This is a genomic window from Burkholderia sp. MSMB1589WGS (genome assembly GCF_001636105.1).
Classification (GTDB): Bacteria; Pseudomonadota; Gammaproteobacteria; order Burkholderiales; family Burkholderiaceae; genus Burkholderia; species Burkholderia humptydooensis.
This window is the reverse complement of sequence record NZ_LNJT01000001.1, coordinates 46,692-71,064: the sequence shown is the minus strand read 5'-3', so window position 1 is coordinate 71,064 and position 24,373 is coordinate 46,692. Positions and strand designations below refer to the sequence as shown.

Annotated in this window: 20 protein-coding genes and 1 pseudogene; 12 read left to right on the top strand and 9 right to left on the bottom strand. The window is 67.5% G+C overall.

The genetic code is table 11. From position 1 onward, the window contains the following. Window positions 1–55: 55 nt before the first annotated feature. Complete coding sequence (serB, locus tag WT16_RS00340; protein WP_063532487.1) at window positions 56–901, bottom strand: phosphoserine phosphatase SerB; 846 nt, start codon at window positions 899–901, stop codon at window positions 56–58. Window positions 902–943: 42 nt separating this feature from the next. On the opposite strand from serB, the pseudogene WT16_RS34655 reads away from it, so the two are divergent. Further along, window positions 944–1,420 (top strand): annotated as a pseudogene (locus WT16_RS34655) (hypothetical protein). Between the two features lie 70 nt (window positions 1,421–1,490). Beyond that, the gene (locus WT16_RS00335) at window positions 1,491–2,036 is read left to right on the top strand and encodes a DUF6013 family protein (RefSeq protein WP_063532486.1); all 546 of its coding nucleotides are present in this window, start codon (window positions 1,491–1,493) and stop codon (window positions 2,034–2,036) included. Window positions 2,037–2,273: 237 nt separating this feature from the next. Here the strand turns inward: WT16_RS00335 and fetB are convergent, their stop codons facing one another. Next, window positions 2,274–3,092 (bottom strand): iron export ABC transporter permease subunit FetB, encoded by an 819-nt coding sequence (gene fetB / locus WT16_RS00330; RefSeq protein ID WP_059930832.1) that lies wholly within the window; start codon window positions 3,090–3,092, stop codon window positions 2,274–2,276. Beyond that, window positions 3,089–3,784 (bottom strand): ATP-binding cassette domain-containing protein, encoded by a 696-nt coding sequence (locus tag WT16_RS00325; protein ID WP_006026931.1) that lies wholly within the window; start codon window positions 3,782–3,784, stop codon window positions 3,089–3,091. Before WT16_RS00325 ends, fetB begins: the two co-directional genes overlap by 4 nt. Window positions 3,785–3,917: 133 nt before the next feature. On the opposite strand from WT16_RS00325, the gene WT16_RS00320 reads away from it, so the two are divergent. Continuing rightward, a complete protein-coding gene (locus tag WT16_RS00320; RefSeq protein ID WP_063532485.1) occupies window positions 3,918–6,419 on the top strand; it encodes an AsmA family protein in 2,502 nt (833 codons plus the stop codon). A gap of 176 nt (window positions 6,420–6,595) precedes the next feature. Further along, on the top strand, window positions 6,596–8,188 hold the full coding sequence (locus tag WT16_RS00315) for an ABC-F family ATPase (protein WP_063532484.1): 1,593 nt from the start codon (window positions 6,596–6,598) through the stop codon (window positions 8,186–8,188). Between the two features lie 165 nt (window positions 8,189–8,353). Here WT16_RS00315 and WT16_RS00310 read toward each other — a convergent pair whose 3' ends face one another. Further along, entirely contained in the window at window positions 8,354–8,989 is a 636-nt protein-coding gene (locus tag WT16_RS00310; protein WP_015601377.1) for an eIF4A-inactivating lethal factor BLF1, read from the bottom strand. A gap of 276 nt (window positions 8,990–9,265) precedes the next feature. Between WT16_RS00310 and WT16_RS00305 the strand changes: the two genes are divergently transcribed. From WT16_RS00305 to WT16_RS00295, 3 genes are all read left to right on the top strand, one after another. After that, window positions 9,266–10,702 (top strand): aldehyde dehydrogenase family protein, encoded by a 1,437-nt coding sequence (locus WT16_RS00305; protein ID WP_063532483.1) that lies wholly within the window; start codon window positions 9,266–9,268, stop codon window positions 10,700–10,702. 161 nt (window positions 10,703–10,863) lie between these two features. Beyond that, on the top strand, window positions 10,864–12,054 hold the full coding sequence (locus tag WT16_RS00300; protein WP_015602257.1) for a nitronate monooxygenase family protein: 1,191 nt from the start codon (window positions 10,864–10,866) through the stop codon (window positions 12,052–12,054). A gap of 72 nt (window positions 12,055–12,126) precedes the next feature. Further along, complete coding sequence (locus WT16_RS00295) at window positions 12,127–12,771, top strand: OmpW family outer membrane protein (RefSeq protein ID WP_009912175.1); 645 nt, start codon at window positions 12,127–12,129, stop codon at window positions 12,769–12,771. A gap of 141 nt (window positions 12,772–12,912) precedes the next feature. Here WT16_RS00295 and WT16_RS00290 read toward each other — a convergent pair whose 3' ends face one another. Continuing rightward, entirely contained in the window at window positions 12,913–13,116 is a 204-nt protein-coding gene (locus WT16_RS00290) for a DUF1289 domain-containing protein (protein WP_004191494.1), read from the bottom strand. 248 nt (window positions 13,117–13,364) lie between these two features. Then, entirely contained in the window at window positions 13,365–14,672 is a 1,308-nt protein-coding gene (locus tag WT16_RS00285; protein ID WP_063532482.1) for an Nramp family divalent metal transporter, read from the bottom strand. Between the two features lie 398 nt (window positions 14,673–15,070). On the opposite strand from WT16_RS00285, the gene WT16_RS00280 reads away from it, so the two are divergent. The 4 genes from WT16_RS00280 (at window position 15,071) to WT16_RS00265 (ending at window position 19,157) form a co-directional block, all read left to right on the top strand. After that, a complete protein-coding gene (locus WT16_RS00280; protein ID WP_009912179.1) occupies window positions 15,071–16,165 on the top strand; it encodes a polyamine ABC transporter substrate-binding protein in 1,095 nt (364 codons plus the stop codon). A gap of 90 nt (window positions 16,166–16,255) precedes the next feature. After that, a complete protein-coding gene (potA, locus tag WT16_RS00275; RefSeq protein ID WP_063532481.1) occupies window positions 16,256–17,416 on the top strand; it encodes a polyamine ABC transporter ATP-binding protein in 1,161 nt (386 codons plus the stop codon). Next, window positions 17,413–18,342 (top strand): ABC transporter permease subunit, encoded by a 930-nt coding sequence (locus WT16_RS00270; protein WP_006026916.1) that lies wholly within the window; start codon window positions 17,413–17,415, stop codon window positions 18,340–18,342. Before potA ends, WT16_RS00270 begins: the two co-directional genes overlap by 4 nt. Next, on the top strand, window positions 18,339–19,157 hold the full coding sequence (locus WT16_RS00265; protein ID WP_006026915.1) for an ABC transporter permease subunit: 819 nt from the start codon (window positions 18,339–18,341) through the stop codon (window positions 19,155–19,157). Before WT16_RS00270 ends, WT16_RS00265 begins: the two co-directional genes overlap by 4 nt. Window positions 19,158–19,208: 51 nt before the next feature. Here the strand turns inward: WT16_RS00265 and WT16_RS00260 are convergent, their stop codons facing one another. Genes WT16_RS00260 through WT16_RS00250 form a run of 3 tightly spaced genes read right to left on the bottom strand, consistent with a single transcriptional unit; the run spans window position 19,209 to window position 22,694 of the window. Next, window positions 19,209–20,015: a sulfite exporter TauE/SafE family protein gene (locus WT16_RS00260; RefSeq protein ID WP_063532480.1), complete on the bottom strand. Its 807-nt coding sequence runs from the start codon at window positions 20,013–20,015 to the stop codon at window positions 19,209–19,211. Between the two features lie 39 nt (window positions 20,016–20,054). Then, window positions 20,055–21,725 (bottom strand): bifunctional protein tyrosine phosphatase family protein/NAD(P)/FAD-dependent oxidoreductase, encoded by a 1,671-nt coding sequence (locus WT16_RS00255; RefSeq protein ID WP_063532479.1) that lies wholly within the window; start codon window positions 21,723–21,725, stop codon window positions 20,055–20,057. Window positions 21,726–21,770: 45 nt separating this feature from the next. Beyond that, window positions 21,771–22,694, bottom strand: coding sequence for an MBL fold metallo-hydrolase (locus WT16_RS00250; RefSeq protein WP_059930818.1), 924 nt, complete (start codon window positions 22,692–22,694; stop codon window positions 21,771–21,773). A gap of 259 nt (window positions 22,695–22,953) precedes the next feature. Between WT16_RS00250 and WT16_RS00245 the strand changes: the two genes are divergently transcribed. Then, the gene (locus WT16_RS00245) at window positions 22,954–24,309 is read left to right on the top strand and encodes a sigma 54-interacting transcriptional regulator (protein ID WP_063532478.1); all 1,356 of its coding nucleotides are present in this window, start codon (window positions 22,954–22,956) and stop codon (window positions 24,307–24,309) included. Window positions 24,310–24,373: the final 64 nt, after the last annotated feature.

Here is a 24,373-nt window from a genome sequence, read left to right as displayed (position 1 = left end):
GGCGGCGGTTCTTTCGGCCGCGCCGCGCGCGGGCCGGGCGAGCCTGAGCGCGGCCTCAGAACAGCCGCAGCAATCCGTCGAGGCCGACGTGATCGAACGCGGCGCTCGCCGCGCTGCGCACGACCGGCTTCGCGCGAAACGCGATCGAGAAGCCGCCGGCGGCCATCATCTTCAGATCGTTCGACCCGTCGCCGAGGACGATCGCGCGTGCGGGCTCGATGCCGAGCGCCGCGCACGTATCGCGCACCGCGCGCGCCTTCACGTCCGCGTTGACGATCTCGCCGACGACCCTGCCCGTCAGCTTGCCGTCGACGATCTCGAGCGTGTTCGAGTGCGCGAAGTCGAGGCCGAGCCGCGCCTTCAGGCGCTCGGTGAAGAAGGTGAAGCCGCCCGATACGAGCAGCGTCTTCAGGCCCGCCGCTTTCACGCCGGCAAGCATCGACTCGGCGCCCGGCGACAGCCGCAGCCGTTCTTCGTAGACGCGCTCGAGCGCGCTCGCGTCGAGGCCCGCGAGCAGCGCGACGCGGCGGGTCAGGCTCTCGTTGAAATCCTTGATCTCGCCGCGCATCGCCGCCTCGGTGATCGCCGAGACTTCGGCTTTCAGGCCGCAGAAGTCCGCGATCTCGTCGATGCACTCGATCGTGATCAGCGTCGAATCCATGTCCATCGCGACGAGTCCGAAGTCGGCAAGCTTGCGGGCCGCGTCGACGAACGCGTAGTCGAGCGCGTGCGCGCCGCAGTATGCGTCGATGTCGGCGCGCTGCGCGGGGTCGGCGCCCTCGATGCGGATCGACTGCGCGTCGAGCGGAACGACGCGCGCGCCGCGCGCGAGTGCGGCGAGCGGCTTGTGATGCGCGTCGGAGAGCGGCGCAGTGCTTTGAACGACGAGATTCGTGGTCATGGAAGTGTCACGGTGGAGCGGGTGGCGGCGCCGACCAAGGCGATGCGGCGAACCCGTTATTGTAGCCGGTTGCGACGCAGCGCCAGCGGACGGGCGGTAGGGGGAGGACTCGGGCGTGTCCGATCGGACGGTGGCGGGCGGGGCGTGGCTGATCGCTGCGCATTCCCGGCTGGCGATTTCCGGCTCTCGGCTCTTGTGCGGACAGCGTTTGATACCGGACGTCGCCGTCAACTCGATTCGATGGTTCGAGCAACAAGGCGTGAAAATTTGCGATGGATCAAATTTGTCGTGCGCGCGCTTGGCGTCTTCGCCGTCGACGGCTTCACGTTCCGGCAGCATGCGAGCGAGCATGACGTGTCCGCGATGCATCTCGTCCATTCCGGGCGATGCCGCGCGAAGCGAGCGCCCCGAGGCGAGTATCGAGCCCGTGATCGCGCGCCACGCACGCTCGGCGCGGATCGTGCAAGCAGGGGTAACACCCGATGCGCGGCAGGCGCCACGCGTGCCGCTTCGCGTTAGACTGGCATTGCGTCATGCATCGATAACCCGGCGATTCGCGCAGCACGTCGTCATAAAAGGAGAGGTCAGCATGAGTCAACGCATTCTGTCGCCGCTCGTCGCGTCGTGCGCCGCCGCGGCGCTGCTCTCGGCTTTCGCCGCGCATGCGGCGCCGCCCATCAAGGGCAGTGTGCTGGGCGGCAACGACGGCCAGCTTCAATACACGGTCAAGGTCGACTCGAAGCAGTTCGGCACGATGCAGGAGACGCGCAAGATCCGCTCCGGCGAAACCGACGATTACAACTGGAAGTCGGTGCCGCCGTCGGGCGCCGTGCCGATGCCCGGCGCGTGCCCGAATGCGGACACGCTGCCGCGCGACGCGAACGGCGCGATGGTCCGGCAGGCGCAGGTGCGGCTCGCGCCATCCATCGACAGCAAGGGCGTCGCGAACGTGCAACTGAGCTTCCAGGCGAGCGCGCCGAACGGCGCGAAGAAGGTCACGGTGAACGGCAAGACGCTGCAATGCCCGAATGTCGTATCGGTGAGCCAGGTGAAATGGCTGTCGATCCCGACGGGCGGCTCGAAGTCGATCGCGATGCGCGACGGCACGAAGATCACGGTGTCGATCAAGCGGTAACGGGGTGGCGCGGCGGCGTTCGCGTGGCGGATGGCGGCGGCGCGGCACGCACGCCGCATGACACGCCGGATGTCGGCGCGCGACTCGATAATCACTCGGATCACTCGGATCACTCGGATCGGCGACAAGGCTCGCGCCAATCGCCAGTCCGCCGACTCGCCAAGCTGTTACGTCCCACGCGAATCGACGAACCATCAAGCGTCCGACGAGCGGGTCCACTCCACGGGCGTGCGCGTCTCACCCGCGATTCGCGGTCTTTTCCCGCTCGACGAGCCGCGATGCCAGAAACCGGTGCTCGGCGGAGAAGAGCCGCCGATAAGTCGACAGCACCGCGCCGACGGTGCCGAGCGCGGACGCCGCCGCGATCAGGAACATGATGACGATCTGATAGCGGACGGCCTGCAGCGGCGACTGCCCGGCGAGCACCTGGCCCGTCATCATCCCGGGCAGGCTCACGACGCCGACGACGGCCATCTGGTTGAGCGTCGGCAGCATGCCGGCGCGCACCGCCTGCCGCGCCGCGTCCTGCGCCGCTTCCCAGCGCGTCGCGCCGAGCGCGAGCGCCGTCTCGACGCGATCGCGCCGCGCGGTCAGCTCCTCCATCATCCGCTCGATGCCGAGCGACACGCCCGTCAGCGTGTTGCCGAGAATCATCCCGAGGATCGGGATCGCATATTGCGGCTCGTACCACGGATGGATGCGGATCACGACGAACAGCCCGATTGCCGCGACGAACCAGCTACTCGCCCAGATCGACAGGATGCTGTCGGCGCGCTGCCCCGCGTAGGTCCGCTTGCCGCGCGCGGCGCCCGCGAAGCCGGCGATCAGCGTCATCAGCGCGACGAGCGGCAGCACGACGTACCAGCGCGGATGGCCGAACACCCAGCCGAGCACGTAGCCGATCGCGAGCAACTGCACGACGGTGCGCGCGGCAGCCCACGCGAGCTTGCGGCCGAGGCCGAGCGACAGGGCGACCGAAATCGCGCCGTTGATCGCGACGAGCGCCGCCGCGATCCCGACGTCGACGAGGCTCAGGTCTTGCAGCGGCGTGTTCATCGCATGTTCTCCGTCGCGGCATCGCCGAGCGCGCCGGCGCGCATCGTCAGGCGCCGGCGGCCGACGCGCGCCGCCTGCGCCGGGTCGTGCGAAATCCACAGATACGAGCGCGCGGCGGGCGCCGCGGCGAACCAGGCGGCCACGAGCGCCTCGATCGCGCGGGTCGAATCGGGATCGAGGGCGGACGTCGGCTCGTCGAGCAGCAGCACGTCGGGGGCGAGCTGCAGCACGCGCAGCAGCGCGGCGATCTGCGCCTCGCCGCCCGACAGCTCGCTCGCGGCCTTGCGCAGGAAATCGTCGCCGCGGCCCGCTTGCGCGGCGAGGCGCGCGACGCGCGCGCGGTCGAAGTGCGCATCGCGATAGACCGCGAGCGAATAGGGGTAGCGCAGCAGGTCCTCGACCGTGCCGTCGGCCGTCGCGGGGCGCTGCCGAACGTACGCGACGCTGCGCCGGTAGCGCGGGATGGCCGCGCGCGGCACGCGCTTGCCGTGCCAGAGCAATTGACCGCCGTCGATCGGATCGAGGCGCGCGAGAACCCTCAGGAACACGCTCTTGCCGGAGCCCGACGGGCCGGTGAGCGCGATCCGCTCTCCCGCCGCGAGCGAGAAATCGGTCGGGGCCAGGAGCGTTTTGCCGCTCGCCGCGTCGCGTCGCGTGATCTGTCGGGCTTCGATCAGGGCATCGGCTGTCATAAATGCAAAAAACGCAAAAAACGGTAAATGGGGGCGGGTGGCGCCGCATCGTGCGCCATAATAACTGTCAGTGGCAGCGTCGCGCACGCTGCGCGGCGCTGCCGGTTCAGGAAGAACAACGACGGAATCTGGCATGACGCTCACCCGTACCCTCGGCAAAACGGCGGCGTGGATCGTCGGCATCTTCGCGGTCTTGACCGCGGCGGTCGGCGTGTTCATCTTCACGTTCGACTGGAGCCGCGCGAAACCGTGGATCAACGAGCAGGCAAGCGCGTCGATCGGCCGGCCATTCGAGATCCGCGGCGACATCAAGGTCGGCTGGCGGCGGCCCGACGGCGAGACCGGCTGGCGCGCCTGGGTGCCGTGGCCGATGTTCTCGGCGCGCCAGGTCGTGATCGGCAACCCGCCCTGGGCGAAGGCGCCCGACTTCGCGACGCTCGACGAAGCGCGCTTCGAGCTCGCGCTGCTGCCGCTGCTCGCCCATGAGGTCGTGATCCCGACGATCGAGCTCGTCAATCCGGCGCTCGACATCGAGCGCCTCGCCGACGGCCGCAACAACTGGACCTTCGAATTCAAGCAGTCTTCCGGCCCGTCGCCGTGGAAGGTGCAATTGCGCGACTTCGGCTTCGCGAAGGGCACGGTCGCGTATCGCGATGCGATCACGAAAGCTGATCTGAGCGTCGCGGTCGACACGCTCGGCCAGCCGATCCCGCTCGGCGACGTGCTCCGGCAGCAGGAGGAAACGTCGCGAGCGGCGTCGGCGCAGCGGGTCGGCAAGAAGGGGGCGGCGCAACTGACCGCGAAGGCGAAGGCCCAGATTGTGTCCGAGGCGTCGGCAGCGTCGGCAGCGTCGGCGGCCGAAGCGCCCGGAACGGGCGGCGCTTCGGCGGCGAGCGGCGCAACGGGCGCGAATGGCGCGAATGGCGCGAATGGCGCGGCGCCGGCCGGCAAGGCTTCCGGCGGCAGCCAGGCGGCGTCGGCGCAGGCGGCGGGAAATCGGGTTTCGGCGAATGCGGGCGGCTCGCCGAAGACGGCTGCGTCGTCGTCAGGCGGCAGCGCCGCGGCGATTGCCGCCGGCAAGGCGCCCGCGTCGAATGCAGGCGGAGCGGCCGCTTCCGCAGCGGCCTCCGCTGCCGCTGTATCGACGACCGCGGCCGGGCCTGGCACAAGCAGCGCAAGCGCGGCTGCCGCGGCGAAGCGGCCGGCCGGTCCGACCTACGCATTCGGCCTGACCGTCAAGGGCCGCTACAAGGGCGTGCCGATCGCCGGCACGGGCAAGATGGGCGGCGTGCTGTCGCTTCGCGACGCATCGCGGCCGTTCCCGCTGCAGGCCGACGTGAAGGCGGGCGACACGCGCCTCGCGATCGTCGGCACGCTCACCGATCCGGTCCATCTCGCCGCGATCGATCTGCGGCTGTGGCTGCAGGGCACGAGCATGTCGCATCTGTATCCGCTCACGGGCGTGACGCTGCCCGACACGCCGCCCTACGCGACCGAAGGCCGGCTCATCGGCCATTTCAAGCGAGGCGCGAGCACGTTCCGCTACGAGAACTTCAACGGCCGCGTCGGTGGCAGCGATCTGCGCGGCACGTTGACGTACCAGCAGCGCGCGCCCCGGCCGCTGCTGTCCGGCGAGCTCGTGTCGAATCTGCTGCAATTCTCCGATCTCGCGCCGATCGTCGGCGCCGACACGGCCGCGAGCAAGGCGCAGCGCGGGGACACGACGAAGCAGCCGCCCGGCCGCGTGCTGCCTGTCGAGACGTTCCGCACTGACCGCTGGCGCGCGCTCGACGCCGACGTCAAGTTCACGGGCCGCAAGCTGGTCAAGAGCGCCGCGCTGCCGATCACCGATCTGTACACGCACATCGTGATGACGGACGGCGTGCTGTCGCTCGAGCCGCTGAAGTTCGGCGTCGCGGGCGGCTCGCTCGCGACGACCGCGCATCTCGACGGCGGCGCCGCGCCGCTCAAGGGGCGCTTCGCGGTGGCCGCGCGGCATCTGAAGCTCAGGCAACTGTTCCCGACGCAGAAGGTCATGCAGTCCGCGTTCGGCGAGATCAACGGCGATGCGGCGCTGTCGGCGACCGGCAACTCGCCCGCCGCGCTCGCGGCGACGTCGAGCGGCGAAGTGAAGATGCTGATGACCAACGGCGCGATCAGCCGCTTGCTGATGGAGGCGGCGGGCCTGAACGTCGCCAACGTCCTTTACGAGAAGATGTTCGGCGGCCAAGACGTGAAGATCAATTGCGCGGCCGTCGATTTCGTGGCGACCAACGGCTTGCTCGACACGAAGCTGTTCGCGTTCGATACCGACGACGCGCTGATCAACATCGACGGCCCGATCGATTTGCGCAACGAGTCGATGAACCTGAAGGTCCATCCGCATACGAAGGGATTCCGCGTGTTCTCGCTGCGCTCGCCGCTATACATGAAGGGGACGTTCAAGAATCCGGACGTCGGCGTCGATGCGGGCGCGCTCGCGTTGCGCGCGGGCGCGATGGTCGGCCTCGGGCTCGTGAATCCGCTCGCGGCGCTGATCCCGCTGATCGCGCCGAGCAACAACAAGGACGTGCCGTGCCCGGAACTGTTCGCGCAATTGAAGGCGCCGCAGCAGGCGGCGAATGCGCGCAAGTGACGGGGGCGCGGGCTTGACGGATCGGCGCGCCGGGCAATTTATGCCGGCCGCGGGAGGAAAAGACAGGCGAATGGCGCGCCCGTTTTCGGGGCCCGAAGGGCATGCGGCGCAGCGATTCATCGACTCCTGCTAAAATACCCGGTTTTCCGTCGATCTATCTCTTAACGGGATCTGCCGTGCTTTCTACCGCCAACATCACGATGCAATTCGGGCCCAAGCCCCTGTTCGAGAACATCTCGGTCAAGTTCGGGGAGGGCAACCGCTACGGCCTCATCGGAGCGAACGGCTGCGGCAAGTCGACCTTCATGAAGATCCTGGGTGGCGATCTCGAGCCATCGTCGGGCAACGTCGCGCTCGAGCCGAACGTTCGTCTCGGCAAGCTGCGCCAGGATCAGTTCGCATACGAGGACGTGCGCGTGCTCGACGTCGTGATGATGGGCCACACCGAGATGTGGGCCGCGATGACCGAGCGCGACGCGATCTACGCGAACCCGGAGGCGACCGACGACGACTACATGCACGCAGCCGAGCTCGAGGCGAAGTTCGCCGAATACGGCGGCTACGACGCCGAGGCGCGCGCGGGCGCGCTGTTGCTCGGCATCGGCATCGAGGAGAAATTCCACAATGGCCCGATGCGCGACGTCGCGCCGGGCTGGAAGCTGCGCGTGCTGCTCGCGCAGGCGCTGTTCTCGAACCCGGACGTGCTGCTGCTCGACGAGCCGACCAACAACCTCGACATCAACTCGATCCGCTGGCTCGAGGACACGCTCAACAACTACGATTCGACGATGATCATCATCTCGCATGATCGTCACTTCCTGAACTCGGTGTGCACGCACATGGCCGACATGGACTACGGCACGCTGAAGGTCTGGCCGGGCAATTACGACGACTACATGCTCGCGTCCGCGCAGGCGCGCGAGCGCCAGGCCGCCGCGAACGCGCGCGCGAAGGAGCGCGTCGCCGAGTTGCAGGACTTCGTGCGCCGCTTCTCGGCGAACAAGTCGAAGGCCCGCCAGGCGACGAGCCGCGCGAAGCAGATCGACAAGATCAAGATCGAGGAATTCAAGCCGTCGTCGCGCCAGAACCCGTTCATCCGCTTCGAGTACGAGAAGAAGCTGCACAACGTCGCGGTCGTCGCGCAAGAGATCACGAAGAAGTACGAGCGCACGATCTTCGAGAACTTCAACCTGTCGGTGCAGCCGGGCGAGCGCATCGCGATCATCGGCGAGAACGGTGCGGGCAAGACGACGCTGCTGCGTTCGCTGCTCGGCAACCTGGCGCTCGAGCACGGCACCGTGAAGTGGGCCGAGAACGCGAACGTCGGCTACATGCCGCAGGACACCTACGAAGCGTTCCCGAACGACGTCACGCTGATGGACTGGATCGACCAGTACCGCAGGGACGGCGACGACGAAACGATGGTGCGCGGCACGCTCGGCCGCCTGCTGTTCTCGGCGGACGACATCAGGAAATCGGTGAAGGTGCTGTCGGGCGGCGAGAAGGGCCGGATGATCTGGGGCAAGCTGATGCTCGGCCGCCACAACGTGCTCCTGATGGACGAGCCGACCAACCACATGGACATGGAGTCGATCGAGTCGCTGCAGATCGCGCTCGAGAAGTTCGAGGGCACGCTGATCTTCGTGTCGCACGACCGCGAGTTCGTGAGCGGCCTCGCGAACCGGATCATCGAAGTGACGACGGATGGCAAGCTGACTGACTTCGGCGGGAATTACGAGGATTTCCTCGCGAGCAAGGGTTTGCAGTAAGCGAAATCGTGACGGCGGCCCGATCGAAACCGGGTCGCCCGATCATCCGATCCGGCTTCGTGCGACGCAGGGCGGGAAGGGGCCGACAAGAGGCCCGTCCTCGGTCGGCGATGTGGCCCCGTCGTCGGTCCGGACGAAGATGAACGCCCCCGCCTCCGCTCCCGCCTATTGCTTGCGTCGCTGATTGGTGTACGCCAATCGGCTCCAGGGAGATGAGCCCGAAGATGTCGTGGCGTACTGGTACAGGTCCATTTGCCGGGGGCCGCTGACGATTCCACCCACCACCGCCTCTCCCAGATTGTCGCGTCCGTATGTGCTCGGGGCGGGGCCTTCAAGATACTTGGATAGATTCCACAGGTTGTCGCGTTGGCCCGCGCGATGAAGATAGGCAATCGCTTGATCGGTGCCGATCTCCCAATCCTCCATCCATTCGTCGCTCGACATTCTGGGCCAGAACTGCTCGACCTCGACTGGCGCATCGATGTGCCAGACGGGGCCGCCGCTGGCGGCGAATACTTTGCAACCAGTCAGGTAGTAGGTGAAGAACAGCATGCCCGTGGTCGAGATCGATCCGGGTTGCAGTGTTTGCAGTTCGCCTTGCTTCCACGGTAGCCACAGTATTTTCGCCGGTTCGCCTTGATTGCCCGAATCGAGATCTATCCTTACGCCGCCTTTCGTCGAGTGAAGAAATACATTCAAGGTGCCCGGCGATTTCTGATTGAGAGCCTGATCGAATTCGATAGTGAGGGTGCCGCCTGTTTTCATTGCCTGGCGAATCTGGGTTTCGAGTGAGTTTGGCATGGTCGTACGTCCTTTCGATGAAACGGCGATTTGCAGAGCGGGCGGGAAGTCGGGTCAGCGCACGCCGCCGAAAGCCGGTAGCGGCGTCGATCGGTTTGATGACATGAGTCTGCGAACCGTTGCGGAGCGAGAAACGTCTCCTGCCGAAACGCAATTCTTCGAGTGTAGTTTGTCCGGCACATTGGACCTTCTCCGAAACGATGGGGGGATGCCGAGTGGTCGATGTGCTCGACTGGGTAGAATGACCGTATTTCCACCGGGATCAAGAGGGCTGCGATGAAAACCTACGAACAGTTCTACATCGGCGGCACGTGGCGCCCGAGCGCGGGCAAGGGCACGATCGACGTGATCGACTCCGGCACCGAGGCCGTGATCGGCCGCATTCCCGAAGGCGCCGCCGAAGACGCGAAAGCGGCCGTCGCCGCCGCGCGCGCGGCGTTCGACGACTGGGCCGCGACGCCGCCCGCCGAGCGCGCCCGCTATCTGCACAGGATCACCGACAACCTGAAGGCGCGCAGCGAGGAACTCGCGCAATCGATCACGGGCGAAGTCGGCATGCCGATCAAGCTATCGCGCGCGATCCAGGTCGGAGGCCCGATCTACAACTGGGGTGCGTATGCGAAGCTCGCCGAGACCTTCGCGTTCGAGGAACAGGTCGGCAATTCGCTCGTCGTGCGCGAGCCCGTCGGCGTCGTCGCGGCGATCACGCCGTGGAACTACCCGCTCAACCAGATCACGCTGAAGGTTGCCGCCGCGCTCGCGGCCGGCTGCACGGTCGCGCTGAAGCCGTCCGAAGTCGCGCCGCTCAATGCGTTCATCCTCGCCGAAGCGATTCACGACGCGGGGCTGCCCGCCGGCGTGTTCAATCTCGTGTGCGGCTACGGGCCCGTCGTCGGCGAGGCGCTCGCGAGCGACCCCGATGTCGACATGGTGTCGTTCACCGGCTCGACGCGCGCGGGCAAGCGCGTCGCCGAGCTCGCCGCGGCCGGCGTGAAGCGCGTCGCGCTCGAGCTGGGCGGCAAGTCGGCGTCGGTGATTCTCGACGACGCCGACTTCGCGGCCGCGGTGAAGGGCACGGTGTCCGCGTGCTATCTGAATGCAGGCCAGACGTGCTCCGCGCACACGCGGATGCTCGTGCCGGAATCGCGCTACGAAGAAGCGCGCGACCTCGCGAAGGCCGCGGCGCAAACCTATGTCGCGGGCGATCCGCGCGACGATGCGACGCGGCTCGGCGCGCTGGCGTCGTCAGTCCAGCAAAAGCGCGTGCAGGATTATATTCGGCGCGGCATCGACGAAGGCGCGGAGCTCGTCACGGGCGGCCTCGGCATGCCGGAAGGCATTGCGCGCGGCTTCTTCGTGAAGCCGACCGTGTTCGGGCGCGTGGAGCCCGGCGCGACGATCGCGCAGGAGGAAATCTTCGGCCCGGTGCTGTCGATCATCACGTATCGCGACGAAGACGATGCAGTGCGGATCGCGAACGATTCGCCGTACGGCCTCGGCGGCGCGGTGTGGTCGGGCAGCGACGAGCGCGCGATGCGCGTCGCGCGCCGCATTCGCACGGGGCAGGTCGACATCAACGGCGGCGCCTGGAACATGGCCGCGCCGTTCGGCGGTTTCAAGCAGTCGGGGATCGGCCGCGAGAACGGCACGTATGGGCTCGACGAATATCTCGAATACAAATCGATGCAACTGCGGCCGAAGAAGGGCGCGTAACGAGCGCGTGAAGGACGCGTAAGCAACATCGAGCGCGCCTCTTTTTGTGACGACACGGCACGCGTCCATGCGCACGCGTGCCGTTTTTCTTGACGACGGTCAAGGCGTTTCGCCGGCAATCGCCGATCATCGAATTTTTTCTGCTGTATCGAGAGGTTGCGATGATCGGTCCCATTCCCTTTCCGCCGCTCAGGATCCGTGGCCGCTCGCTGTTGCCCGTCGTGCAGGGCGGGATGGGCGTCGGTATCTCCGCGCATCGGCTCGCCGGAAGCGTCGCGCGCGAAGGCGCGCTCGGCACGATCGCGAGCATCGACTTGCGCCATCACCATACCGACCTGATCGAGCGCTGCAGGCTGCACCCCGATCGCGAGACGATGGAGGCTGCGAATCTCGAGGCGCTCGCGCGCGAGATCCAGCGCGCGAAGACGTGGAGCGAGGGCCGCGGCATGATCGCGGTCAACGTGATGAAGGCGGTGCGCTCGCACGCGGACTACGTGCGCATCGCGTGCGAATTCGGCGCGGACGCGATCGTGATGGGCGCAGGGTTGCCGCTCGATCTGCCGGACATGACGCAGGGGCACGATATCGCGCTGATCCCGATCCTGTCGGACAGCCGCGGCATCGCGCTCGTGCTGAAGAAGTGGATGAAGAAAGGGCGCGTGCCCGATGCGATCGTGATCGAGCATCCGGCGCATGCGGGCGGCCATCTCGGCGTGACGAGCCTCGACGACATGGACGATCCGCGCTTCGAATTCGCGCGCGTCATCGACGAAACCCGGCAGACGTTCGTGTCGCTCGGCCTCGAGCGCGAACGCATTCCGCTCGTCGTCGCGGGCGGCATCAACAGCCACGAGACGGTGCGCGCGGCGCTCGCCGAAGGCGCGGACGGCGTGCAGGTGGGCACGCCGTTCGCTGTCACGGAGGAGGGCGATGCGCATCCGAATTTCAAGCGCGTGCTCGCGAACGCGCAGCCGGACGACATCGTCGAATTCGTCAGTGTCACGGGGCTGCCCGCGCGTGCGGTGAAGACGCCGTGGCTCGAGCGCTATCTGCGGCACGAGGCGCGCATCCGCGCGAAGATCGGCGCGCTCAAGCAGCGCTGCCCGTCCGCGCTCGAATGCCTGACGGTGTGCGGTTTGCGCGACGGCATCGAGCGCTTCGGTCACTTCTGCATCGATACGCGTCTTGCCGCCGCGCTGCGCGGCGACGTCGCGAACGGGCTGTTCTTCCGCGGCCGCGAGTCGTTGCCGTTCGGGCAGGCGATTCGCAGCGTGCGCGATCTGCTCGACCTGCTGCTCACGGGCGCCGCGCCCGAGGCTGCGGCAAACCGTCCCACTTTCTCGCTGTCGTGATGCTTGATGTCGGTCAATATAAGTAGGGAACCATCCCCGGAGAATGAAGCCTGTTCTTAGGGGGGCCTTATGATGCGTTGTCAAACAATCCGTACTTGCACCACCGCTATCGCCTGCGCAGCCGGTCTTGCGATGATTCCGTCGCTATCGCATGCGGCTTCGCCCGGGGAGGGCATCAATCAAGGCGACATCATCGCGCGCGTTCGCGGGATCAGCATCATGCCGGACGAGCGCACGAGCAATACGCTGTCGGCGCTGAACGTCGGCGTGAACAACGCGATCGTCCCCGAGCTCGACTTCACGTACATGATTCGCGATTACCTCGGCGTCGAGCTGATCCTCGGCACGTCGCGGCATCAGATCACGTCGTCGCTCGGCGATCTCGGCGGCGTCGGCGTGCTGCCGCCGACGCTGCTGCTGCAGTACCACTTCAATCACGCCGGCAAGGTGCGTCCGTATGTCGGCGCGGGCATCAACTACACGTTGTTCTACAACAACGGACTGCACGCGGGCGGCGAGGGGATCGGGATCAACAACCACAGCTTCGGTCCCGCGCTGCAGTTCGGCGTCGATGTGCAGGTGACGAAGAAAGTGTTCGTCAACGTCGACGTGAAGAAGATCTGGATGCACACCGATGCGACGCTCGGCGGCCAGCCGCTCGGCCGGCTGAACATCGATCCGCTCATCGTGGGCGTCGGCGTCGGGATGAAGTTCTAGGAATCGGCGGAATCGAAAAGTGTTGGGGTTGGCGGCACGGCTTCATGCGTGCCGTCCTTTTTTTGCTCCGATCGTTTCGGCATGCTGATCGAATGCGCATGCGCATACTCTGCAACCGCCGCGCGTTGCGAGTCGACAGCACTACAGCTTGTCGTACTGGAAGCGCATCGCGGTGCCTTCGCGCGTGATGCGCTCCCATACCGCCTGCTTCTCGGCGTCCGTCATGAACACCCAGTTCGCGACTTCGAGCGCCGTGCGACCGCAGCCTTTGCAGACTTCGTCGAAGAGCGTCGAGCAGACGCCGATGCAGGGGCTGTCGGGTTTGTCGTGAAGATTCGAGGTCATCGGAGCATGGAATTCGGTGATCGCCGCGCGAGCGGCAAGCCGTTATGTTAAAGCATGCGCGCGAAACGCCTGGCGCGGTCGATCGGGGCGGCCCGGAAGGAGGAGGCGTGGCGCGCCGAGGCGCATGATGCGTGCGAGCGTCGCTGCGGTTTTTCAATCGAACGGGTGAATGGCCGGGTGAATGGCTGGGTGAATTGCCGCCGCCGTCGCTGCTGCCGGCGCGCGAGCCGTGCGCCAATTTCTTCCGCTCACTCCGCCGCAACGACCTGCCAGACGAGCGCCCCGTTCAGCAGCAGGATCACGGCGGCGCACACCCACGCGGCCGCGAGCGGCAAGCCGCGGACTCGCCAGTTTCCCATCAGCGCGCGGCTCGACGCGAATACGACGAGCGGAACCATCGCGAGCGGCAATTGCAGGCTCAGCACGACCTGGCTCGCGACGAGCAGTTGATTCGATCCGTGCTGCCCGAACAGGCCGACCGCGGCGAGCGCGGGGCCGATCGCGAGCGCGCGGGTGAGGAGCGCGCGCTGCCAGCGCGGCAGCGTGAGCTTCAGGAAGCCTTCCATGATCGCCTGGCCGGCGAGCGTGCCCGTCACCGTCGCCGACAGCCCGCACGCGAGCAGCGCGGCCGCGAACAGCAGCCCTGCCCAGCGGTTGCCGACGAGCGGCGCGATGAGCCGGTGCGCGTCGGCGAGATCGGTGACGTCGTCGTGGCCGCTCGCATGGAACACCGCCGCCGCGACGATGAGAAGCGCCGCGTTGATCACGAATGCGAACCCGAGCGACACGAACGTATCGAGATTGACGCCGAACAGCGCGCGCCGGATCGACTGCTCGTCGCGCTCGCTCGCATGGTGCTTGACGAGCATCGAGTGCAGGTAAAGGTTGTGCGGCATCACGGTCGCGCCGAGGATGCCGGCCGAGAGCCACAGCATGCCGGGCTCGCGCAGCAGCCGCGGCGGCGGCGCGGCGCCCGCGAGCGCCGCGTGCCAGTCGGGCCGGGCGAGCGCGACTTCGATCACGAAGCACAAGCCGACGAAGAAGATGAGTGACGCGATCGCCGCTTCGAGCGTGCGCCGGCCGCGCCGCTCGAGCGCGAGCATCGCGAGCGTGCCGACCGCCGACACGAGCACGCCCGCCGTCAGCGATACGCCGAAGAGCATCTGCAGCGCGACCGCCGCGCCGACGACCTCCGCGACGTCGCACGCGATGATCGCGATCTCGGCGGCGATCCACAGCAGCACGGTGACGCGCGGGTCGAAGCGCTCGCGGCACAGTTGCGCGAGGTCGCGCCCGGACACGACGCCGATCCGCGCGGCGAGCCATTGCAGCAGCATCGCCATCAGGCTCGCGGCGATCACGATGCCGAGGAGCGCGTAGCCGTAGCCTGCGCCGCCCGCGAGCGCGGTCGCCCAGTTGCCGGGGTCCATGTAGCCGACGGCGACGAGCACGCCCGCGCCGACGAACGTGGCCCAGCGGCGGCCGCCGCCCGGCCCGCCGGAGGCGGACGGGCGGCGCGGCGGCGTGCAGCGGGCGGCAAGCGGGCGACTGTTCATGATGGCGGTTCGGCGAACGGTTCGCCGCGCACGGCCGGGCGGCGGGCGCGGCGTTCGGACGGGCCGGTGCGCGTCCTCCTATCCGGAATGACGAACGGGCGCCGCCTGAATTTAGGGTAGGTGATCCGTTCGGCCCGGGCAGGCCTTTTTCCCGGATGGACACGCGCCGATAACCCGATAAAATTGCGCCCACCCGCTGCGTAGCGGTGGCCCCGCGCTGTGCAATTGAAAAGCGCAAATGTGTTCCGTTTGTACGACAACGGCGGGAAATTTTTGTGGTGGGGCCGGATTAGTGGTAGCTTTCGGGGTTTTCAAGGGGGCGGCGCGAAACGGGAAACAAGCGCCGCCGCAGTGGCGAGGCTGACGACGATCGAATCGGTTCGATCAGGGAGAACGGGATGAAGGCAAAGGTGGCGGGCCGGTTGACGGCACTTGCGCTCTGCGCGGGCGCAACGGTGGCGGCGGCAAAGGATACGCAGCTCAACGTCTATAACTGGTCGGACTACATTGCGAAGGACACGATCCCGAACTTCGAGAAGCAGACGGGCGTCAAGGTCCGCTACGACAACTACGACAGCGACGACACGCTGCAGGCGAAGCTGCTGACCGGCAACTCGGGCTACGACATCGTCGTGCCGACGAGCAACTACGCGGGCAAGCAGATCCAGGCCGGCATCTTCGCGCCGCTCGACAAATCGAAGCTTCCGAACCTCAAATATCTCGACGCGCAACTGATGGCGCTCGTCGCGGGCGCCGATCCGGGCAACAAGTACGTGGTGCCCTGGGCATACGGCACGACGGGCCTCGGCTACAACGTCGACAAGGCGCAGAAGATCCTCGGCAAGGTGCCGCTCGACAACTGGGACATCCTGTTCAAGCCGGAGAACATCTCGAAGCTGAAGGCGTGCGGCGTGTCGGTGCTCGACGCGCCCGACCAGATGTTCGCGGCGACGCTCCACTACATCGGCAAGGACCCGATGAGTACGAACCCGGCCGACTACCAGGCCGCGATGCAGGTGCTCAAGAAGATCCGCCCGTACATCACGCAGTTCAATTCGTCGGGCTACATCAACGACATGGTCGGCGGCGACATCTGCTTCGCGTTCGGCTGGTCGGGCGACGTCGTGATCGCGAAGCACCGCGCGCTCGAGGCGAAGAAGCCGTACAGGGTCGAGTACTATGTGCCGAAGGGCGGCGCGCCCGTGTGGTTCGACGTGATGGCGATCCCGAAGGACGCGAAGAACAAGGACGCCGCGCTGCAGTGGATCAACTACATCGAGGATCCGAAGGTTCACGCGGCGATCACGAACGCCGTCTACTACCCGAGTGCGAACGCGCAAGCGCGCAAGTACGTGCGCCCGGACGTCGCGAACGACCCGGCCGTGTACCCGCATCCGGACGTCGTGAAGACGCTGTTCCTGCTCAAGCCGCTGCCGCCCGAGATCCAGCGCCTGCAGACGCGTCTCTGGACCGAGCTGAAATCGGGACGCTGACGCGAAGCGCGCAGCATCGCGGCAAACCTGAGAAGCCCCTGGTGCCCCCGGGGGCTTTGTTCGTCAAACGTAGGAGCACGGCAGCACATCATGAATAGTCAGTCGGGCGTGGCAGTGGCGGGCGCGCCGTCCTATCGGCCTCAGGCGGGCGCCGACGAGCGCGCCGAAAACTTTGTCCAGATCATCGACGTCGTCAAGAAGTTCGGCGAGACCGTCGCGGTGCGCAACGTCGACCTGACCGTGCGCAAGGGAGAGCTGTTCGCGCTCCTCGGCAGCTCCGGCTGCGGGAAGTCCACGCTGCTGCGCATGCTCGCCGGCCTCGAGACGATCACCTCCGGCAAGATCCTGATCGACGGCGAGGACCTCGCGCAGATGCCGCCGTACAAGCGGCCCGTGAACATGATGTTCCAGTCGTATGCGCTGTTCCCGCACATGACGGTCGAGGCGAACGTCGCATTCGGCCTCAGGCAGGAAGGCGTGCCGAAGGCCGAGCTGAAGGAGCGCGTGCGCGACGCGCTCGAGCTCGTGCAGATGGCCCGCTATGCGGGCCGCAAGCCGCATCAGTTGTCGGGCGGCCAGCAGCAGCGGGTCGCGCTCGCGCGCTCGCTCGTCAAGCGGCCGAAGCTGCTGTTGCTCGACGAGCCGATGTCGGCGCTCGACAAGCAGATCCGCCAGCGCACGCAGATCGAGCTCGTCAACATCCTCGAGAAGGTCGGCGTCACCTGCATCATGGTCACGCACGACCAGGAGGAGGCGATGACGATGGCGGGCCGGCTCGCCGTGATGAGCGAAGGCCAGATCGTGCAGATCGGCACGCCGCACGAAGTCTACGAATATCCGAACTGCCGCTTCTCCGCGGAGTTCATCGGCTCGACGAACCTGTTCGAGGGCGTGACCGTCGAGGACGAGCCGGATCACGTGTTCATCGAATCGCCGGATCTGTCGTGCCGGCTGTACGTGAACCACGGGATCACGGGCCCGCTCGGGATGCCGGTCGCGGTGTCGGTGCGCCCGGAGCGCATCGCGCTCACGCGCAAGCCCGCCGACGGCGCGTACAACTGGGGGCGCGGCGTCGTCACGAACGTCGCGTACATGGGCGGCTATTCGCTGTATCACGTCAAGCTCGATTCCGGGAAGACGGTGATCGCGAACGTGTCGAGCCTCGCGATCGCCGATCTCGATTCGCCCGGCTGGGGCGACGAAATCTACGTGCGCTGGAGCGCCGCCGCCGGCGTGGTGCTCACGTCATGAACGCGCTTTCGTCGTTCTTTGCGTGGCCGGTCAGGAAGTTCGGCCTGACGGGCCGCACGGCCGTGATCGCGGGCCCGTTCTTCTGGCTCGTGCTGTTCTTTCTCGTGCCGTTCATCCTCGTCGTCAAGATCAGCTTCGCCGAGCTGCAGCTCGGCATTCCGCCGTACACGGAGCTCACGTCGTTCGCCGACGGCGTGCTCGGCATCAAGCTGAACCTGCAGCACTACGCGTTCCTGTTCAGCGACAGCCTGTACTTCGCGACCTACGTGAACTCGGTCGTCGTCGCGGCGGTCACGACGCTGCTGTGCCTGCTGATCGGCTATCCGATGGCGTACTACATCGCGCGCTCGAACCCGGGCACGCGCAACCTGCTGATGATGGCGGTGATGCTGCCGTTCTGGACGTCGTTCCTGATCCGCGTGTACGCGTGGATCGGGATCCTGAAGAACAACGGGCTGCTGAACAACTTCCTGATGTGGACGGGGCTCATCAGCGCGCCGATCGAGCTGTACCGGACGAACGTCGGCGTCTACATCGGCATGGTCTATTCGTACCTGCCGTTCCTCGTGATGCCGCTCTACGCGCACCTCGTGAAGATGGACCTGCGCCTGCTCGAAGCCGCGTACGATCTCGGGGCGAAACCGTGGAAGGCGTTCGTGCAGATCACGCTGCCGCTGTCGAGGAACGGGATCATCGCGGGCTGCCTGCTCGTGTTCATTCCGGCCGTCGGCGAGTACGTGATTCCGGAACTGCTCGGCGGCGCGAACACGCTGATGATCGGCCGCGTGATGTGGAACGAGTTCTTCAACAACGCGGACTGGCCGATGGCGTCGGCCGTGACCTGCGCGATGGTGCTGCTGCTCCTCGTGCCGATGGCGATGTTCCAGCACTTCCAGGCGAAGGAGCAGGAGGGCCGCCGCCGATGAGGCCGAATCGCTATCTGCAGGTGCTGATGCTCGCGATCGGCTTCGCTTTCCTCTATATTCCGATCGCGAGCCTCGTCGTCTATTCGTTCAACGAGTCGAAGCTCGTCACCGTCTGGTCAGGCTTCTCGACGCGCTGGTATGCGGCGCTCGTCGAGGACGACGAGTTGATCGCGGCCGCGTGGCTGTCGCTGAAGATCGCGGTGATGACCGCGTTCGCGTCGGTGTTCATCGGCACGTGGGCGGGCTTCGTGCTCGCGCGGATGGGCCGCTTTCGCGGCTTTGCGCTCTACAGCGGGATGATCAACGCGCCGCTCGTGATTCCCGAGGTGATCCAGGGCATCTCGCTGCTGCTGCTGTTCATCGAGCTCGGCAAGTGGTTCGGGTGGCCCGCCGGCCGCGGGATGTTCACGATCTGGCTCGGCCATGTGATGCTGTGCATCTCGTATGTCGCGATCATCGTGCAGTCGCGCGTGCGCGAGCTGAACCCGTCGCTCGAGGAGGCCGCGCTCGATCTCGGCGCGACGCCGTTCCGGGTGTTCTTCTCGATCACGCTGCCGCTGATCTCGCAGGCGCTCGTGTCGGGCTGGCTGCTGTCGTTCACGCTGTCGATCGACGATCTGGTGCTGTCCGCGTTCCTGTCCGGGCCCGGCTCGACGACGCTGCCGCTCGTCGTGTTCTCGCGCGTGCGCCTCGGCCTCAATCCGGAGATGAACGCGCTCGCGACGCTCTTCATCGTCGCCGTGACGATCGGCGTCGTGGGGGCGAACTACGTGATGCAGCGTCAGGAAAGAAAGAGGATGGCCGAAGCCGTCTGACGCGGCCGGCACGCTCCGGCTTTTGCCGCGCCGCGTGCGCCGCGCGCGGCGTCAGAAGCCGAGCGCCGCTTTCGCGAGCAGCCCGGCCGCGACGCACACGAGCGCGGCCGCAAAGCCCATCTGCACGTGCCGCGCGGACACGAAGCGCGACACCCAGCGCCCGGCCGCCATGCCGAGCGCCGTCGTCACGGTGAACCACAACGTGACGTCGAGCGGCGCGGGCGTGCCGCTCACGATCGTCGCGATCACGCCGCCCGTGCCGACGAGCGCGATCACCATCAGCGACGTCGCGACGATGCCGTGCATCGTCACGTTCGTGAACTTGCGCAGCATCGGCACGATCACGAAGCCGCCGCCGACGCCGAGCAGGCCCGTCATCAGCCCCGTGAGCGCGCCCGTCGACGCGAGCGCGATGCCGGCCGGCCAGGACCAGACGAGGCGTCCCGTATCCGGGTTGATGCGGCCGACGCACAGCGGCGAGCGGGCCGGCTCGCCTGCGGCATGCGCGAGCGCGTGGCGCAACAGGCGCACCCCGACGATCAGCATCACGAGCGCGAAGAGCGCGAGCAGCACGCGCTGCGGGAGCACGTGCGCGAGGCGCACGCCGAGCGCCGTCAGCGGCACGCCGGCCGCGGCCATCAGGAACGCCGCGCGATAGCGCACGAGCCCGCGCCGAAAGCCCTCGAGCGCGCCGAGCGCGGCGCTGCCCGCGACCGCGACGAGCGCGACGGGCGTCGCCTGCTGCATCGGCCAGCCCATTCCGACAACGAGCGCGGGCACGGCGAGAATGCCGCCGCCCGCCCCCGTCAATCCCAGCACCGCGCCGACGATGCTGCCCAGCACCAGGGAAATCAGCATGCTTCGTTGTTCCGGACGAGGGTCATCGAAGGGCGGCGATCAGCCGGCGATCTCGGGCTTCGCGAGCCATTCGCGGCCCTTGAGCATCGCCTGCCAGTAGAGCGGCGGCAGCAGCCGCTCCTTGAGCAGCCACGCGAGCCGTGACGGGCGCTTGCCGTCGATGAGCCATGCGGGGAAGGTCGGCGCGACCTTCCCGCCGTACAGGAACTCGGCGAGCACGATCTTGCCGCGCTCGACGGTCAGCGGGCACGAGCCGTAGCCGTCGTAGGTCGCGTCGCCGTGGGCCTTGCCGAGCGCGGCGAGCACGTTGTGCGCGACGACGGGCGCCTGCTTGCGCGCGGCGGCCGCGGTCTTCGCGTTCGTCGTGTTCGTCACGTCGCCGAGCGCGAACACGTCCGCGTGGCGCCGGTGGCGCAGCGTCGCCGGATCGACGTCGATCCAGCCGGCCGTGTCGGCGAGCGGGCTCGCGCGCACGAAATCGGGCGCCTTCTGCGGCGGCACGACATGGATCATGTCGAATTCGCGCGTGACGGTCTCGGCGCCGCCTTCCGGCAGCGTGCGCGCGAACGTCGCGCGCTTGCGCTCGCCGTCGATCGCGATCAGGTTGTGGCCGAAATTCAGCGCGATGTCGTAGCGCTTCACGTATTCCATCAGCGCCGGCACGTAATCGGCGACGCCGAAGAGCGCCGCGCCCGCATTGAAGAACTCGATGTCGATGATGTCGAGGCGTTTCGTGCGCCGCCAGTGGTCGGCCGACAGATACATCGCCTTTTGCGGCGCGCCCGCGCACTTGATCGGCATCGGCGGCTGCGTGAACAGCGCGCGGCGGCCGGCGAACGCGCGCACGAGCTGCCACGTGTACGGCGCGAGATCGTAGCGATAGTTCGACGTGACGCCGTTCTTGCCGAGCGTCTCGGGCAGGCCTTCGATGCCGTGCCAGTCGAGCTTCAGCCCCGGGCAGACGACGAGCTGCCGGTAGCGCACGAGCCGGCAGCCGTCGAGCACGACCGTGTGCGTATCGGGCTCGAACGCGGCGACAGCGGCCTTGATCCAGTGCACGCCGCGCGGCAGCACGGCGGCCATCTGCCGCGCGGTCGTCTTCGGCTGGAACACGCCCGCGCCGACCATCGTCCAGCCGGGCTGGTAGTAATGGGTGTCGGCCGGATCGATGACGGCGATGTCGAGCGAGCGCTCGCGCGCGAGCAGGCTCGACGCGACCGCGATCCCCGCCGCGCCCGCGCCGACGATCACGATGTCGTGGCTTGCCTCGACGGTTTGCGTCGCCGCGCTCTGGCTGCGCTGCATGATCCGGCGGCCGAGCGCGGCGAGGTCGTAGCCGGCCGCGCGGCCCGTGGCGACGATGTCGTTCAGCGGACGCAGGCCCGCCTGCGACAGCCCCCACAGCGTCGCCGAGCGCATGCCGGTGCGGCAGTACGCGAGCGCGGGCGAGGCGAGCGTGCCGAGCAGCGCGCCGAACTGCTCGCCTTGCGAATCGGTGACTTTGCCCGAGTCGACGGGCAGATAGTGGACCGCGATGCCGAACGGCTTCGCGGCCGCGTCGATCTCGGCGACGGTCGGCTGGTCCGGGCCTTCGCCGTCCGGCCGGTTGCAGACGATCGAGAGAAAGCCGGCCTGCGCGATCGCGGGCAGATCGGCGGCGACGAGCTGGGGAGAGACCGACAGCGTGTCGGTCAGCTTGCGGATTTCCATGGTTGGCGTGTCGTATGTGTCGTGTCGTCGTTGGGGCGGGCAGGCTCAGATCGCGTCGAGGGGGATCTTCAGGTAGCGCACGCCGTTGTCCTCGGGCTCGGGCAGGCGTCCCGCGCGCATGTTGACCTGCACCGAAGGCAGCATCAGCACCGGCATGTCGAGCGTCGAATCGCGCACGGTGCGCATCGCGACGAAATCGTCCTCGGTGACGCCGTCGTGGATGTGCACGTTCTCGCGCCGCTCGTCGGCGACGGTGCTCGCGTACTGGACCGCGCGGCCGTTCGGCTGATAGTCGTGGCACATGTACAGGCGCGTCTCGGGCGGCAGGCTCAGCACCTTGCGGATCGACCGGTACAGCGTGCGCGCGTCGCCACCGGGGAAGTCGCAGCGCGCGGTGCCGTAGTCGGGCATGAAGAGCGTGTCGCCGACGAAGGCGGCCATCTCGTGCGCCTCGTGCGCCTCGTGCGCCTCGTGCGCGTGGGGTGCGTCATGTCGTGCCGCTCGCCCTTCGGCGACGACGTAGGTCATGCATGCGGGCGTGTGGCCCGGCGTGTGCATCGCGCGAATCGAGAGCGCGCCGAGCGCGAGCGTGTCGCCATCGTCGAGCAGGCGATCGAACTGGCGGCCGTCGCGCGAGAACGCGGGCCCCGCGTTGAACAGCGCGCCGAACACATCCTGCACGCGCGTCACGTGGCGCCCGATCGCGATCTCGCCGCCGATCTGCGCCTTCAGGTATGGCGCGGCCGACAGATGGTCGGCGTGCACGTGCGTTTCGAGCAGCCAGCGCACGCGCGCGCCGAGCGCCGCGACGCGCGCGATCAGTTGGTCCGCGCTCGCGGTGCGCGTGCGGCCGGATTTCGGATCGTAGTCGAGCACGCTGTCTATCAGCGCACATTCGCCGCTGCCGGAATCGAGCAGCAGATAGCTGATGGTGCACGTCGCCGGGTCGAAAAAGCCTTCGACGGTCATCGTGGACGCTGTTGTCACGAGGTTTCTCCTGGAGCCGATTCATCGAGATGGCGATCGTTCGAACAAGAACCGTGCCAAGCCGACAGCATTGCCGATCGCCGGGCGCAGGTACTTGATTCAAATCGTGTTTTGTTTCGATGCCGCGCACTGCGCGCCGCCGCGCGGACGGCATTCGTCCCGGTTCGCTGCCATGATTGGCAGTTCGATGGCAGAATTGGCAGTCAGCGTGGCCGCGGGCCGCGCAGCCGGAGCTCAACGCATGGATCAGCACGACGTCATCCTGATCGTTCCAGTCTCGCCGCCCGACGTGAGCGGGCTCGTGTCGTACCTCGAGCAGGACCCGCAGCCGATGATCGTGCTCGATCCGTCGTACCGGGTCCTCGCCGCGAACGCCGCGTATCAGCGGCAGTTCGGGATCGCCGGCGAGGCGCACGTCGGGCGGCGCTGCTATCAGGTGTCGCATCGCTACGACGTGCCGTGCGACCAGGCGGGCGAGCACTGCCCGATGAAGCAGGCGGCCGAATCGCGCAGCCTGAACCGCGTGCTGCACATCCATCACACGCCGCGCGGGCCCGAGCACGTCGACGTCGAGCTGCGGCCGATCTTCGATGCGCGCGGCGCGGTGATCGCGTACGTCGAGCGGCTGACGACCGTGCGCAGCGCGTCGGCGAAGCCGAGCGGCGAGGGGCTCGTCGGCGGCTCGGACGCGTTCAACGCGGCGCTGTCCGCGCTGCAGCGGGTCGCGCCGGCGATGCTGCCCGTGCTGCTGCTCGGCGAATCGGGCACGGGCAAGGAGCTGTTCGCGCGTGCGCTGCACGAGGCGGGCTCGCGCGCGATGGGGCCGTTCGTCGTCGTCGATTGTTCGGGGATCGCCGAGACGCTGTTCGAAAGCGAGCTGTTCGGCTACGAGAAGGGTGCGTTCACCGGCGCGGCCGCGCGCAAGCCCGGCCTCGTCGAGACCGCGCAGGGCGGCACGCTGTTCCTCGACGAAATCGGCGACGTGCCGCTGTCGATGCAGGTGAAGCTGCTGCGCCTCATCGAATCGGGGACGTTCCGGCGGGTGGGCGGCGTCGAGGTGCTGCGCGCGGATTTCCGGCTCGTCGCGGCGACCCACAAGCCGCTCAAGGCGATGATCGGCGACGGCCGGTTCCGGCCGGATCTGTACTACCGGATCAGCGCGTATCCGATCCCGCTGCCCGCGGTGCGCGAGCGGCCGGGCGACATGCCGCTCCTCGTCGATTCGATCCTGCGCCGGATCGCGGCGCTCGGGCCTGTGGCCGGGCAGTGCTTCACCGTTGCGCCCGACGCGCTCGCGCGGCTCGAAGCGTATGCATGGCCGGGCAATATCCGCGAGCTGCGCAACGTGCTCGATCGCGCATGCCTGCTCGCGGACGACGGCGTGATTCGCATCGAGCATCTGCCCGACGAGGTCGCGCGCGCGGGCGATGCGTGCGCGGAGCCTGGCGCGCCGGCGAAGCTGTCCGACGACGAGCTCGCGCGGATCGCGCGCGCGTTCGGCGGCACGCGGCGCGCGCTCGCCGAGCGCGTCGGGATGAGCGAGCGCACGCTGTACCGGCGGCTGCGCGCGCTCGGGATCGCGACGCGGAATGCGTGAAAGCGGCCCGGGCCGCTCGTCGCTTGCGATGCGATACACGAATCGCGACAAATAATAAAATTTC

What these genes read in the sequence shown, in the direction of transcription:
- fetB (WP_059930832.1), bottom strand. Translation starts at nt 3,092, where the DNA reads ATGAACACGCCGCTGCAAGACCTGAGCCTCGTCGACGTCGGGATCGCG.
- WT16_RS00280 (WP_009912179.1), top strand. Translation starts at nt 15,071, where the DNA reads ATGAAGGCAAAGGTGGCGGGCCGGTTGACGGCACTTGCGCTCTGCGCG.
- WT16_RS00320 (WP_063532485.1), top strand. Translation starts at nt 3,918, where the DNA reads ATGACGCTCACCCGTACCCTCGGCAAAACGGCGGCGTGGATCGTCGGC.
- WT16_RS00295 (WP_009912175.1), top strand. Translation starts at nt 12,127, where the DNA reads ATGCGTTGTCAAACAATCCGTACTTGCACCACCGCTATCGCCTGCGCA.
- WT16_RS00245 (WP_063532478.1), top strand. Translation starts at nt 22,954, where the DNA reads ATGGATCAGCACGACGTCATCCTGATCGTTCCAGTCTCGCCGCCCGAC.
- WT16_RS00325 (WP_006026931.1), bottom strand. Translation starts at nt 3,784, where the DNA reads ATGACAGCCGATGCCCTGATCGAAGCCCGACAGATCACGCGACGCGAC.
- WT16_RS00290 (WP_004191494.1), bottom strand. Translation starts at nt 13,116, where the DNA reads ATGACCTCGAATCTTCACGACAAACCCGACAGCCCCTGCATCGGCGTC.
- WT16_RS00285 (WP_063532482.1), bottom strand. Translation starts at nt 14,672, where the DNA reads ATGAACAGTCGCCCGCTTGCCGCCCGCTGCACGCCGCCGCGCCGCCCG.
- potA (WP_063532481.1), top strand. Translation starts at nt 16,256, where the DNA reads ATGAATAGTCAGTCGGGCGTGGCAGTGGCGGGCGCGCCGTCCTATCGG.
- WT16_RS00255 (WP_063532479.1), bottom strand. Translation starts at nt 21,725, where the DNA reads ATGGAAATCCGCAAGCTGACCGACACGCTGTCGGTCTCTCCCCAGCTC.
- WT16_RS00300 (WP_015602257.1), top strand. Translation starts at nt 10,864, where the DNA reads ATGATCGGTCCCATTCCCTTTCCGCCGCTCAGGATCCGTGGCCGCTCG.
- serB (WP_063532487.1), bottom strand. Translation starts at nt 901, where the DNA reads ATGACCACGAATCTCGTCGTTCAAAGCACTGCGCCGCTCTCCGACGCG.
- WT16_RS00305 (WP_063532483.1), top strand. Translation starts at nt 9,266, where the DNA reads ATGAAAACCTACGAACAGTTCTACATCGGCGGCACGTGGCGCCCGAGC.
- WT16_RS00260 (WP_063532480.1), bottom strand. Translation starts at nt 20,015, where the DNA reads ATGCTGATTTCCCTGGTGCTGGGCAGCATCGTCGGCGCGGTGCTGGGA.
- WT16_RS00310 (WP_015601377.1), bottom strand. Translation starts at nt 8,989, where the DNA reads ATGCCAAACTCACTCGAAACCCAGATTCGCCAGGCAATGAAAACAGGC.
- WT16_RS00265 (WP_006026915.1), top strand. Translation starts at nt 18,339, where the DNA reads ATGAGGCCGAATCGCTATCTGCAGGTGCTGATGCTCGCGATCGGCTTC.
- WT16_RS00335 (WP_063532486.1), top strand. Translation starts at nt 1,491, where the DNA reads ATGAGTCAACGCATTCTGTCGCCGCTCGTCGCGTCGTGCGCCGCCGCG.
- WT16_RS00270 (WP_006026916.1), top strand. Translation starts at nt 17,413, where the DNA reads ATGAACGCGCTTTCGTCGTTCTTTGCGTGGCCGGTCAGGAAGTTCGGC.
- WT16_RS00250 (WP_059930818.1), bottom strand. Translation starts at nt 22,694, where the DNA reads ATGACCGTCGAAGGCTTTTTCGACCCGGCGACGTGCACCATCAGCTAT.